This window comes from Virgibacillus sp. LDC1 (genome assembly GCF_025792345.1).
Taxonomy (GTDB): domain Bacteria; phylum Bacillota; class Bacilli; order Paenibacillales; family Paenibacillaceae; genus Paenibacillus_AQ; species Paenibacillus_AQ lautus.
Genome location: NZ_JAOXLZ010000001.1, coordinates 3,924,144 through 3,936,078, shown reverse-complemented (window position 1 = coordinate 3,936,078; position 11,935 = coordinate 3,924,144). Strand labels below are relative to the sequence as shown.

The following is an 11,935-nucleotide window of genomic DNA, read 5'->3' as shown; positions in this document are numbered from 1 at the left end:
AATATGCGCTGGCATTCGCTGGGCAGGACGGCTTCATGAGCCGGGCATCATAGGAGAGATCATACTTGAATTACTACTTGGGAGTCGACGGCGGAGGAAGCAAGACGCTGGCCGTCGTGGCGGACGGGACAGGACGAATCGCTGGAAAGGGAATGGGCGGCTGCGGCAACCATCAGCTTGGCGCAGCGCGTGCGGAAGCAAGCATCAGGCAGGCCGTTGAAGAGGCGCTTGGACAGGCGGGACTCGGGCGAGAAGACATCGCCTGCGCATCGTTCGGGCTGGCGGGAGCCGACCGCGAGGCGGACTTTCGCATCTTGCGGCCCATGATCGGCGCCATGGGCTTCAAGAAACACCATATCGCCTGCGATACCGTCATTGCCATGAGAGCCGGCACAAGACAGAGGGACGGCGTCGTCCTTATATGCGGAAGCGGGACGAACGGTTATGGCGTCAACGCGGCAGGCGAGGAGGTTCAGATCGGAGGATTCGGTTATGCGTTCGGCGATTTCGGCGGAGGCGCTGACCTGGCCGTCGAGGTGTTTCGGACGGTCGTTCGTTCCTGGGAAGGCCGCGAGAAGCCGACTTCATTGACGCCGCTAACGCTGGATGCGCTTAGGTTCGGCAGCGTGGAAGAGATGTTTCACCGATTTTTGGACGAGGGCAGAAGGGCGCCGCATACACTGGCGAAATTGCTGTTTCAAGCCGCACCCGCCGATGAAGCTGCAAGAGAGATATTGGAAAGGCAAGGCATGGAGCTGGGGAAGGTCGCCAGCGCGGTAATTCGTAAGCTCGGCATGGGCAATGACGCCTTCGATGTCGTGCTGGCCGGCAGCGTCCTGACCCGGGGAGAAAGGGATTACGTCGTTCCGTATATTGAGTCTCAGGTTCTTGCGGCAGCCCCGAATAGCCGGGTGCGCATTTTGGCCCTTGAGCCCGCAGCGGGTGCCGTCCTGCTCGCAATGGATGAGAACGGCGTGGTTCCGGGCACAGCCGTGTATGAACAATTGCAGCATGAGCTTGCCGTGAAGGAGAGGAATGTGGAATGGATACTGGATTGAAGGTTGCTGTTATCGGGGGCGGATCCTCGTATACCCCCGAGCTGATTGAAGGTTTCATCCGTCATTATGAGTCGTTTCCGGTGACGGACATCGTCCTCGTGGATATCCCGGAAGGCCGCCGCAAGCTTGAAATTGTAGGCTGTCTGGCCCGGCGGATGATTGTGCGAAGCGGATTGCCGATTCGCATTACGTTGACCTTGGACCGTCAGGAAGGACTGAAGGATGCCCATTATGTATCGACTCAGATGCGAGTCGGACTGCTGGAGGCCAGAGGCTGGGACGAAACGATCCCCCTGAAATACGGGATGCTCGGGCAGGAAACGACCGGAGCCGGCGGCATGATGAAGGCTCTGCGTACGATACCGGTGCTATTGGATATATGCAAGGACATGGAGGCATTATGTCCGGATGCCTGGCTGCTGAATTTCACCAATCCCGCCGGGATGGTAACGGAAGCCGTCATGAAGCACTCCGACATCCGCTCCATCGGTTTGTGCAACTCCCCCATCGCCGCTTACAAGTGGTTGTCCGGGCTTTACGAGGTGCCGGTCGAGCGAATCTACTGTGAGTTTGCCGGATTGAATCATCTGCACTGGATCAGCCGGATCGAGGTCGATGGCGTGTCGAAGCTGGAGGAGCTGCTGGCAACGGGAGGGAGCTACTCAGCTCGCAACGTGCCGCAGCTTGCCTGGAACGATACGCTGATCCGGGCGATGGGCGCGATTCCATCCTATTATTTAAAATATTATTATCTCCACCGGGAGATGCTGGAGGAGCAGCAGGCTGCCGCGGCCAGAGGCGAGACAAGGGCCGAAACGGTCCAGCGTCTTGAGGATGAGCTGTTTGAGATTTACAAGCGGCCGGAACTTGCCGAAAAGCCGAAGCAGCTTGAGCAGCGCGGCGGCGCTTATTACTCCGAGGCGGCTGTCAATTTGATGAAGGCCATTCATACGGATAGTGGGGAGATTCAAACATTGAACGTGATGAACGGCGACACGCTGGACTTCCTGCCGGCGGATGCCAGTATCGAAGTGAACTGCGTCGTGACGAAGAACGGCGCGGTGCCGGTACCTGTCGAGCGAGTGCCGGCTGCGGCGATCGGCCTGATCCAAGCCGTGAAGACCTACGAGAGCCTGGCCATCGAGGCAGCGGTCACGGGCAGCAGGGAGAAGGCGCTGCTAGCTCTTAGCGCGCATCCGCTCACCGATTCCGTCAGTGCCGCTGAAGCCATGCTGGATGAGATGCTGGAGAGGAACCGTTCGTTTTTGCCGCGATTTTTTCAAAAGGTCAAAGCTTAGGAATCCAAATGAAGCCGGCAGGTTATTGTAACGCATATCGTTTTTCCAGCGTCCATGAGCAGCCTGCCGTGATTTTACCACCTGGGAAACGTAATTTATGCTAGAATGGGATCAGGTTAATTTCAGGAGGCGTTCGAGATGAAGACAACAATCGTTCACGGGCAAACTTATAGGGGGATTAGCGCATAATTGCCCTTAAACTGCGTGCTTCCTCGCCTATGAAAAGGGGAACGACGATTTGAAAACATGGATATTGAAGCAGTACGATTACCACGTATGGGCTAACCGGAAGGTTTGCGAATATTTGCAGGGGCTTTCAGGAGAGGTATACCGCAAGGAGATTGTCAGCGTTTTTCCATCCATTTATGACACGATGGTGCACATCTATGTCATTGATTCCGGCTGGCTGTCGTTCTTTAACGTGGGAGGAGTCACGGAGGTATCGCCTGCGTACTTGGAGAGTCTGAAGGATTCGATCGATCGGCTGGTTGCGGAAACGGAAGGCAAGCGAATCGAAGAATTGGGCCAGTTAATGGACGATCTGGCGGCGCGCTTCCGGTTGTTTATCGAACAGCACGAGAATCTGGACACCATCTATCCGTCCGGAGATTTTAGAGCCAGCTGCCTGGATTATATCCAACATATAGTTAACCACGGGACCTATCATCGGGGGAACGTAACCGCGATGCTCCGGCAAATCGGCCATCCCGGCACGCCTACCGACTATGGCTATTATTTGTATACCATAAGCCACTAAGCGTCCATGATTCAAAATGGGAAAAAGCCTGGAACATCGCGTTCCGGGCTTTTTTTATGGGTCCGAATCACGCTTAGTCGGTTGTTGCGTTTCGGATCACGGATACGCTCGATTCCCTGACGATGAGCCGCGGCTCGAATTGCACGCGCTCGTATTGCCCGGTCTTTTGCTCGCGAAGCCGCTTCAGCAGCAATTCCGTCGCAAGCCGGGCCACTTCATCGCCCATGATGGACACCGAACTGATCTGCGGCGTCGTGACGGTGGTCCATGCATTGTTATCGATGCCGACGACCGCCACATCGTCGGGAACCCGCACCTTTAGTTCCTTAAAACGGTTGACGATGCCGATGGCAACCATATCGTTAACCGCATAGATGGCATCCGGCATATGCTTCAGGCCATAAAAATAGTCCGCCGCGCGAACCCCCGTCTCAAACGAGAAATCCTCCCCGAAATAGACAAGAGACGGATCGACTTGCGTCAGCGATTGCTCATATGCCCAATACCGCTCTTCGATTTTATCTTTGGGCGCACCCGCGTAGGCAATGCGGTTCCGACCGATTTTCAGAAGATGCTCCATGACAAGCCTGCCCTCCTGGCGTGCCAGGCCGACGATATCGGCTTTATACTCATCTCCCAGCTGTTTCCCGTAATTAATAATCGAGACGGGGAGGCTTGATTTGTTAATCAGGTCGCCCAGTGTTTTGGGATAAGCCAGCGGCATGATTATCAGGCCGTCCACGTGCAGTTTTTTGATATCTCTGACGATTTCCAGCTCGTTTCGGGCATTCCCGGCCGTATTGATCTGAACGACCCGATAGCCGTGCTGTTTGGCGGTCTGTTCGACCGACCAGGCGATTTCCGGGATGATCGCATTTCGGATGTCAGGCACGGCCAAGGCGATTTGATTCGTCTGCCGAACCTTCAGGCTTTGAGCCGATGTATCCGGACTAAATCCGATTTCTTCGATCACCTGCATGATCCGTGCTTTCGTTTTCGGACTGATCCCCTTGGTGTCGTTGATGGCTCGGGACACGGTTGCAATGCCAACGCCCGCTTGTTTGGCGACATCTTCAATCGTCACTTTTTTGGGATTCACCATATTCAAAAGGTCCTCTCTATATCGGAAACGTTTCCTGTTCTTGTTCTTATTTGAGATCTTAATGAAGCAATATCTATATTATAACATTAAGAATACCTTTAAATCATGGAACACCTCGACGAAGAAAAGAGGTGCGAGGGACGTTGGCGTGTAAGTAGCTGCAGCTCCCTGGAAAAGCCGATGAACTCTGATTGTCGATTGTCCATGACTTTTCATACATTTTAGTCGATCGTGTTTGACAGATTGTCAAAACTGTGACATATTTGATTTCGGAAACGTTTCCTGTTTTGTTTTTATTTTTTCGAACCCATAAGGAGATGAAGACAATGCAAGCATTGCGCTGGCATGGAGTAAAGGATCTGCGTTTGGAGACGATTGCGGAGCCTCAAGCAACGAATGGAAAAGTGAAAATCAAGGTTGAATGGTGCGGGATTTGTGGCAGTGATCTCCACGAATACGTGGCCGGACCTATATTTATACCTGTGAATACGCCTCACACCCTTACCGGAGAACAGGCTCCGGTGGTTATGGGCCATGAATTTTCCGGCCAGGTGGTAGAGGTTGGCGAAGGCGTTACGAAATTCAAGGCTGGTGACCGCGTGGTTGTTGAGCCTGTATTTGCGTGCGGAAAATGCGCGGCTTGCAGACAAGGTAAGTACAATCTGTGCGACGAAATGGGCTTTCTTGGCCTTGCCGGCGGTGGCGGCGGATTCTCCGAATATGTAGCTGCGGATGAGCATATGGTGCATAAAATTCCGGACAGCGTCTCGTATGAACAAGGAGCTTTGGTAGAGCCTTCGGCGGTCGCTTTGTATGCCGTACGCCAAAGCCAGCTTAAGGCAGGAGATCGGGCGGTCGTATTCGGTGCGGGACCGATCGGTCTGCTTGTCATCGAAGCATTGAAGGCAGCAGGGGCGTCCGAGATTTACGCCGTGGAGCTGTCTGCCGAGCGTAAACAAAAGGCCGAGGAATTGGGTGCCATCGTCATTGATCCGAAGGCCTACGATGTAGTTGAGGAACTTCATCGCCGGACCGGCAGCGGGGTAGATGTCGCATTTGAAGTGACGGGTGTTCCGCCCGTACTGAATCAAGCGATCAATTCTACGAAGATCGGCGGTCAGATTATGATTGTCAGCATTTTCGAAACCTCCGCTCCCATCGTGCCCAATGACATCGTGATGAAGGAACGTAATATTACCGGTATCATCGGTTATCGCGATGTATTCCCGGCTGTCATCAGCCTGATGGAAAAAGGATTCTTCCCGGCGGATAAGCTGGTCACCCAGCGGATCAAACTGGATGAGGTTATTGACCGAGGCTTTGAGGCCTTGCTCAAAGAGAAGAACCAGGTGAAGATCCTGGTGAGCGCTCACTAATATCGCAGCTGCGCTTCGCAGTTGCATAACTTATGAAAGACCGCGGATGCGGTCTTTTTGTTTCGCGGAATAAAAAGGTTGCCTTCGAGCTGAACCAGAGCAGTGCATAGCACTCGCTCTTGTGCGCAATCAAGCTTTAGCCATGACACAAAAGAACGGCGATTTCCTCCTGCATGACCGGAGGCGATCGCCGTCTTTTTTTCTGAAAACCGTTCAACTTAATCTTTGATCAGCAAATATATAAAGTAGGGCGCTCCAAGACAGGAAACGACCAATCCAACCGGGATTTCGGAAGGGGCCATCAGGTTCTTGCCAATCATATCGGCCACAAGCAGCACCAGAGAGCCAAGAAGCGCAGAGACAGGCAGCATTCCCTGATGACGGGGGCCCACCAGCTTACGAGCCAGATGCGGAGCAACCAGCCCCAGGAACGCGATGCCGCCGCCAACGGCCACGCAGGCGCCAGCCAGGGCAACAGAGATGAACAGCAGCGTTCTACGCTCGCGCTCCACCGTGACCCCAAGCCCGGCAGCCGTGTGGTCCCCCAGGTTGAGCACATTCAAATGTTGCGATTTATATACCGCCCAGGGAATCAGCAGAAGGATCCACGGAAGGATCGCAGCGACATATTCCCAGCTTGCCCCCCAGATGCTTCCGGACAGCCAGATGGTGGCCTGCATGAAATTGTTGGGGTCCATCATCAGCTGGAACACGATAATCAGCGCCCCGAAGGCCGCGTTGATGCCAATCCCCACAAGCACCAGCCGGATCGGTGTTACGCCTTGCTTCCAGGCTATTGAATATATGAGAAAGGCGGCAAGAAATGCACCGACTAGGGCGGCAAAAGGCATGATATAGACGGACCATATGCCGGAGCTGAAGGAGCTGCCTTGGAAATAAAAGATATACAGCACGACGGCCAGTCCTGCTCCGGAATTAATGCCTAGGATGCCCGGGTCTGCCAGCGCGTTCCGCGAAACACTCTGCAGAATAGCGCCGGAGACGGCGATTCCCGCTCCGATCAGGATGGCAATGACCATGCGTGGTAAACGAAAGTGCATCAGTACGGTATAATTTTGCTCAGATCCTGTCCCGTTGAATGCTTTAATGACCTCAGCCAGCGGGATTTTCATCGTTCCCATATTCAGGCTGACCAGAAATACGGCGAATATGGCCAGCAGCAGGATCATCGACACGGACATGATTTTTCGCGTTGTATTCATCGTTACAGCCCCCTCCCTTCCCGACGTGCAAGATAGAGGAAGAAAGGAACGCCGATCATGGCCGTAATTGCGCCGACAGGCGTTTCGAACGGAGGGTTGATCATCCGCGCCCCCACATCGGCAAACACCAGCAGAAGTGCTCCCATGACAGCGGAGCAAGGGATGATCAGCCGATAGTCGGGACCTACGATGAAGCGAACGATATGCGGGATGACGAGCCCCACGAATCCGATCGTTCCGCCTACAGCCACCGCTGCGCCTGTCAGTAGCAGTACAACGAGCGTGCCCAGGAACTTCACGGTTCCTGTTTTTTGGCCAAGGCCGGTAGCGACTTCCTCGCCCAGGCTCATGACGGTAATGGATCTGCTGAGCGCCAGCGCAATCAGCAGCCCGACGATGGCGACGGGGATCAGAAGTTTCACGTTCATCCATTGCACACCCGACACGCCTCCGGCATACCAGAAGCTGATATCCTTGGCTACGTTAAAACGGATGGCAATGGCCGAGGATATCGAGCTCAGCAGTGCGGTAACGGCTGATCCGGCCAGCGCCAGCTTGACAGGCGTCAGTCCCCGCTTGGATAACGAGCCGATGAGAAGCACGAGTCCCGCCCCAAGGCCCGCACCTGCAAAAGATAACAGCATGAGCGTGGTGATGGACGGCGACTCCATAAAAGCAAACCCGATCGACATCATGAAAGTGGCACCTGCGGTGACTCCCATAATGGAAGGGGAAGCAAGCGCGTTTCTTGTCATGCCTTGCATGATGGCTCCCGAAACCGCCAGGGAACCGCCGATCAGTGCAGCCGCCAAGGCCCTCGGCATGCGCAGTCTCTGGATAATCTGGTGCTGGGTGGAATGGGCATCGAAGCGGACAAACGCCTCCCATATGGTGGACAATTTAATGTTCGAAGCGCCATAGATAATCGAGGATGCCATCGCGGCGGCCAGTAGACCAAGCCCCAGGAGAATGACGGCCGCCGCTGTTTTGGGGCGGTAAATGGATTTTGCGTTTGTTTTGTGATTGGGATGATTTGCCTGCATGTTCACCTAAACCTTTATGTTGATAAAAATATTAAAATAACGTATTGTAAATGAGAATGAATTTCATTATCATGATTAGTGTTATTATATCACTTCATGCGTAGAATGCTAGTGATTGCGCCAAAAAAATATACATAGGGGGAAACGAAAGATGAGTCTTTTCAAGAAAAAAATATGGATTATCGCAGGACTGCTGGCAGCTTTCACGCTGCTTGCAGCTTGTGGAAATAGCAAGGAAGCAGCCGGGAACGAGCCAACGGAGGCCCAAGCGCCAAGTGACCAGAACAACGGCACCGAAGCCAAGCCGGACGAAGGAAGCACAGAAGCCAAGACAGAACGCACGTTGACAGACGCTATGGGCCATGAGGTAAAAATTCCGGCGGAGCCGAAACGAGTGATTGCTTCTTACTTGGAGGATAACCTGGTGGCATTGGGTATTACTCCGATTGCGCAGTGGTCGGTCAAGGGCGGAAGCGTCCAGGATTATCTGCAGGACTCATTGAAGGATGTGCCTACGATTGAGCATGATCTTCCCTTTGAAGCGGTAGCGAGCTTCCAGCCGGATCTATTGATTATGGACTCGGCTTCCATGGTCGAAGGCAACAAGTACAGTCAATACGAGAAGATTGCTCCAACCTACGTCATCGGCAATGAGGTCAATAACGATTGGCGCGAAGAGCTGAAGAAAGTGGGAGAAATCTTTGGCATGGAGGAGGAAGCGCAAGCGGCGCTCGATCAATACGAGCAGAAGGCCAAAGATGCCAAGGAGCAAATCCAGCAATCGATCGGCGGTGAATCTGCTGCAGCGATTTGGCTTGTCGGCGGTAAATTGTTCGTCGTTAGCGAGACGTTGTCCAGCGGAGCCGTTATGTACGGTGACTTGGGTCTCACGGTTCCGAGTGTGGTGAAGGAAATTTCGGCATCGGCTACGGGCAACTGGTCCTCCATTTCCCTAGAAAAATTGGCGGAGCTCGACGCGGATCATCTGTTCTTTATTAACAGCGACGGTCAAGGGGCCGAAGTGCTCCAGGATCCGCTCTGGGCGAATATTCCGGCCGTTAAGAACGGCAACATCTATGAATATGGAAAAGATACAAGCTGGCTGTATACCGGTACGATTGCCAACAGCCAGATCATTGATGACGTGCTGGAGAGTTTGGTGAAATAAACGTTATGAGATTGAACGTGCAGCTGTCTTCCCAGTGTTGATCGGGGAGGCGGCTGTTTTGCTTTGGATACTTTAACCTGCGCTTTGCTGATTCTGGATATAACACATGGGATTTTGAGCAGGAAAACATCAGCACCCAGAGAACTAATTAGCGAGGTAGTTGACTGCTATGCCAGAATATACGCTAAGATAGGGAGGAGGATGGAGAGATTGACCAAACCCCCATTGTATGGTGTGGGTATCTTTGTACCGGTGAGTGATTTGAAGCGTTCAACGGCATGGTATACCGAGATGCTGGGCCTCGAAATCATTCACAGGGATGAACCCGATGCTATTGTCATGCGAATGAACGATGAGAAAGTGAGCTTCTGTCTGGTGCGCTCCGATGAGGTTAAGCAGCCGGTTTTTCCTAACAACAACTATGGTGTAGGACAGTACTTCAATATCCACACCACGGATGTTGGCGGGATGCATCGGCTGTTGAAAGCCAAGGGAGCGGATGTGGGCGATATTGAGGATTTTGATGGATTCCAAGGCTTCTCGCTGATGGACCCGGACGGCAACCGGTACGGCGTGACGGCATAGCAAAACCAAGGACAGCGGTACAGGAACGACAAGACATGGTGTCACTCTTAGTAAAAAGAGCAGGATATCGTAATAGCAAAAACACCCGTCGCTTAGCAAGGATGGGTGTTTTGCTGTTTGATTGTTTATGGAATGCGCATCGGCGTAATCCGCTATTCCTGATCCCGACAGTGCTCCTCGGCCGCCGAAGTAAACTCTTCCTCATTCTCGGAAGCAAGCTTGTCACCGTATTGGTCCAAACGTTCAGGGCTGCTGGAAGGACCGTCGTTCTTAGGTTTGCTGTTTCTGCCTGTCATGCTGTATTCCTCCTTATGTGGGGTTCTCATCGATTGCCAACGTACGAATGATCGTACTTTGCGAACGTTTATGTTGTTCCTGTTTTGGCGCGGGATTATGCACGCAAGCCTCTTCTTTCTGTTCATGAAGTAATGATGAACGCGCCCGAAACTGCTTGTTCGTATTAGCCGTGACATGATACCATAATAGAATTTAGAAGATTCATAGATTCAACACGCTAATACGAATACGATATGGATATCACGGAGGTTGCGTAAATGAAGTTAGTGTCATGGAACGTCAACGGATTGCGAGCCTGTGTAACGAAGGGCTTTATGGATTATTTTCAACAGGCGGATGCCGATATATTTTGCGTGCAGGAGACGAAGCTGCAAGCCGGGCAAATTGAGCTTGATTTGGGGCCGGAGTATCAACAATATTGGAATTATGCAGAGAAGAAGGGATATTCGGGAACGGCGATATTTACGAAAGTCGCACCACTGTCCGTACGCTATGGTTTGGAGGAGGACAGCGAGCCGGAGGGCAGAGTGATCACGCTGGAGTTTGAGGACTTCTATCTTGTGAACGTATATACGCCGAATGCGAAGCGTGACCTGAGCAGGCTGGATTACCGGCTGGAGTGGGAGGAACGGTTCCGTGCTTACTTGCTTCAGCTTGACGAACGTAAACCCGTGATCGTATGCGGCGACTTGAATGTGGCGCATCAGGAGATCGACCTGAAAAATGCCAAGTCTAATCATGGCAATTCCGGCTTCACCCTGGAAGAGCGCGGCAAAATGACCGATCTGCTGGCAGCGGGCTTTATCGATTCCTTCCGTCACTTCTACCCGGACCGTACGGACGTATACAGCTGGTGGTCGTATATGGCCAAGGTAAGGGAGCGGAATATCGGCTGGCGCATCGATTATTTTCTGGCGTCTGCCCGTTTAACCGAGAAGCTGAAGGATGCCGAGATCGACTGCCATGTGATGGGAAGCGATCATTGCCCGGTGAGTTTGACGCTCAGCGAGACATTACGTTAAGACTGACTTTTTTAGAAAAAAGCCAACCGGAGAGCAGGGGACTGAATAACAGCCTCGCCTACGCCGGTTGGCTTTTATATTGAAAGCAAAAGCTTTCGTTCACCTCACCCAATCTGATGTTTCAGCTTGTCCAGAAAGATCGAGGCCGGCTTCGACAGATGGTGGGTTCCGGGCTGTACCCACCCGAATGAGGAAGCAGCGTGGCCAGGGGGCATCTCCAGCTCCAGTGTTACGATGTTTCCCGAAGGTATGGGGGTGAAGCTGGAGAAGGACAAATCGACCCCCACCGTGACCGCTACATTCTCTTCGACGACCTTCTGTATGACCCTCGTCTGGTTGGTTGAGAAGAGCAGCTCCATTTTCCCGTACTGCTCCTCGAATTCATCCATTAGTTTGAACAGACTGTCATCCTTGTAGAGAACCAAGGGGTATTTACGCAGTTCTTCCGGCGTGATCGATTGCCGCATGGCGAGTGGAGATTGACGGCTGACTCCGACCACGAATTTGCTCTCCAGCAGCTTGCCGAAATGGAGGCCGCGGTGTTGATGAATGATGGAATCATCGACAAAAATCAAACCGATATCCGCATGATTTTGTTTGATATCCTCAATAATATCAAGCGTTGCTTTTTCCGTGATTTCGAGTTTGATTTGGGGAAAGTCCTTTTTGAACTGAATAATGGCATCGATGGATAGCGTTAAGGGTACCGGAACGGTAGCAATTCGCAAAGATCCGCTCAGCAGATTGGAATATCCTTCGGCCTCTGATTTCAGCTCCTGAAATTGTTCCAAAATGGCATAGGCTTTCTGGAGGATTCGCTGGCCCTCGGCTGTGGGGACGGCACCAAGCCGTGATCGGGTGAACAAGGAGAAACCGAACTCGGCTTCCAGACTGGACACCGCTTGGCTGACGGCGGAAAGGGTAACGTTGCAATTCTGGGCTGCTTTGGTTAACGATCCTGTTTTGGCAGTCTCCACGATATATTCCAGTTGTTCAAGATTCATAT

At 52.7% G+C, this 11,935-nt stretch carries 12 protein-coding genes; 7 read left to right on the top strand and 5 right to left on the bottom strand.

Annotation, left to right across the window (positions count from 1 at the left end; all coding sequences use genetic code 11):
• The first annotated feature begins 65 nt into the window (after nt 1–65).
• The 3 genes from OHJ21_RS17725 to OHJ21_RS17715 all read left to right on the top strand — a co-directional run bounded on the left by OHJ21_RS17725 (nt 66) and on the right by OHJ21_RS17715 (nt 3,113).
• Entirely contained in the window at nt 66–1,058 is a 993-nt protein-coding gene (locus tag OHJ21_RS17725; protein WP_100538878.1) for an N-acetylglucosamine kinase, read from the top strand.
• Nucleotides 1,043–2,356, top strand: a complete 1,314-nt coding sequence (locus tag OHJ21_RS17720) for a 6-phospho-beta-glucosidase (protein WP_486020720.1) — start codon at nt 1,043–1,045, stop codon at nt 2,354–2,356. The genes OHJ21_RS17725 and OHJ21_RS17720 overlap by 16 nt, the downstream gene beginning before the upstream one ends.
• A 238-nt stretch (nt 2,357–2,594) precedes the next feature.
• The gene (locus OHJ21_RS17715) at nt 2,595–3,113 is read left to right on the top strand and encodes a DinB family protein (protein ID WP_100538876.1); all 519 of its coding nucleotides are present in this window, start codon (nt 2,595–2,597) and stop codon (nt 3,111–3,113) included.
• A gap of 73 nt (nt 3,114–3,186) precedes the next feature.
• Here OHJ21_RS17715 and OHJ21_RS17710 read toward each other — a convergent pair whose 3' ends face one another.
• The gene (locus OHJ21_RS17710; RefSeq protein ID WP_100538875.1) at nt 3,187–4,215 is read right to left on the bottom strand and encodes a LacI family DNA-binding transcriptional regulator; all 1,029 of its coding nucleotides are present in this window, start codon (nt 4,213–4,215) and stop codon (nt 3,187–3,189) included.
• 326 nt (nt 4,216–4,541) lie between these two features.
• Here OHJ21_RS17710 and OHJ21_RS17705 point away from each other — a divergent pair, with 326 nt between their 5' ends.
• Complete coding sequence (locus OHJ21_RS17705) at nt 4,542–5,591, top strand: 2,3-butanediol dehydrogenase (protein ID WP_100538874.1); 1,050 nt, start codon at nt 4,542–4,544, stop codon at nt 5,589–5,591.
• 218 nt (nt 5,592–5,809) lie between these two features.
• On the opposite strand, the gene OHJ21_RS17700 is transcribed toward OHJ21_RS17705, so the two are convergent.
• A complete protein-coding gene (locus OHJ21_RS17700; protein WP_100538873.1) occupies nt 5,810–6,814 on the bottom strand; it encodes a FecCD family ABC transporter permease in 1,005 nt (334 codons plus the stop codon).
• Nucleotides 6,815–6,816: 2 nt separating this feature from the next.
• Nucleotides 6,817–7,857: a FecCD family ABC transporter permease gene (locus OHJ21_RS17695; RefSeq protein WP_100538872.1), complete on the bottom strand. Its 1,041-nt coding sequence runs from the start codon at nt 7,855–7,857 to the stop codon at nt 6,817–6,819.
• A 151-nt stretch (nt 7,858–8,008) separates the two neighbouring features.
• Between OHJ21_RS17695 and OHJ21_RS17690 the strand changes: the two genes are divergently transcribed.
• Nucleotides 8,009–9,025: an iron-hydroxamate ABC transporter substrate-binding protein gene (locus OHJ21_RS17690; protein ID WP_486020717.1), complete on the top strand. Its 1,017-nt coding sequence runs from the start codon at nt 8,009–8,011 to the stop codon at nt 9,023–9,025.
• Between the two features lie 210 nt (nt 9,026–9,235).
• On the top strand, nt 9,236–9,610 hold the full coding sequence (locus OHJ21_RS17685; protein WP_100538870.1) for a VOC family protein: 375 nt from the start codon (nt 9,236–9,238) through the stop codon (nt 9,608–9,610).
• A gap of 152 nt (nt 9,611–9,762) precedes the next feature.
• Here OHJ21_RS17685 and OHJ21_RS17680 read toward each other — a convergent pair whose 3' ends face one another.
• Nucleotides 9,763–9,906: a hypothetical protein gene (locus OHJ21_RS17680; protein ID WP_009595787.1), complete on the bottom strand. Its 144-nt coding sequence runs from the start codon at nt 9,904–9,906 to the stop codon at nt 9,763–9,765.
• Between the two features lie 258 nt (nt 9,907–10,164).
• On the opposite strand from OHJ21_RS17680, the gene OHJ21_RS17675 reads away from it, so the two are divergent.
• Nucleotides 10,165–10,929, top strand: a complete 765-nt coding sequence (locus tag OHJ21_RS17675) for an exodeoxyribonuclease III (protein ID WP_486020715.1) — start codon at nt 10,165–10,167, stop codon at nt 10,927–10,929.
• 104 nt (nt 10,930–11,033) lie between these two features.
• Here the strand turns inward: OHJ21_RS17675 and OHJ21_RS17670 are convergent, their stop codons facing one another.
• Nucleotides 11,034–11,933, bottom strand: a complete 900-nt coding sequence (locus OHJ21_RS17670) for a LysR family transcriptional regulator (protein ID WP_100538868.1) — start codon at nt 11,931–11,933, stop codon at nt 11,034–11,036.
• Nucleotides 11,934–11,935 lie beyond the last annotated feature (2 nt).

Bases quoted from the DNA above. Each gene is read 5' to 3' on its own strand.
- OHJ21_RS17695 (WP_100538872.1), bottom strand. From the start codon at position 7,857: ATGCAGGCAAATCATCCCAATCACAAAACAAACGCAAAATCCATTTAC.
- OHJ21_RS17680 (WP_009595787.1), bottom strand. From the start codon at position 9,906: ATGACAGGCAGAAACAGCAAACCTAAGAACGACGGTCCTTCCAGCAGC.
- OHJ21_RS17675 (WP_486020715.1), top strand. From the start codon at position 10,165: ATGAAGTTAGTGTCATGGAACGTCAACGGATTGCGAGCCTGTGTAACG.
- OHJ21_RS17710 (WP_100538875.1), bottom strand. From the start codon at position 4,215: ATGGTGAATCCCAAAAAAGTGACGATTGAAGATGTCGCCAAACAAGCG.
- OHJ21_RS17705 (WP_100538874.1), top strand. From the start codon at position 4,542: ATGCAAGCATTGCGCTGGCATGGAGTAAAGGATCTGCGTTTGGAGACG.
- OHJ21_RS17670 (WP_100538868.1), bottom strand. From the start codon at position 11,933: ATGAATCTTGAACAACTGGAATATATCGTGGAGACTGCCAAAACAGGA.
- OHJ21_RS17700 (WP_100538873.1), bottom strand. From the start codon at position 6,814: ATGAATACAACGCGAAAAATCATGTCCGTGTCGATGATCCTGCTGCTG.
- OHJ21_RS17720 (WP_486020720.1), top strand. From the start codon at position 1,043: ATGGATACTGGATTGAAGGTTGCTGTTATCGGGGGCGGATCCTCGTAT.
- OHJ21_RS17690 (WP_486020717.1), top strand. From the start codon at position 8,009: ATGAGTCTTTTCAAGAAAAAAATATGGATTATCGCAGGACTGCTGGCA.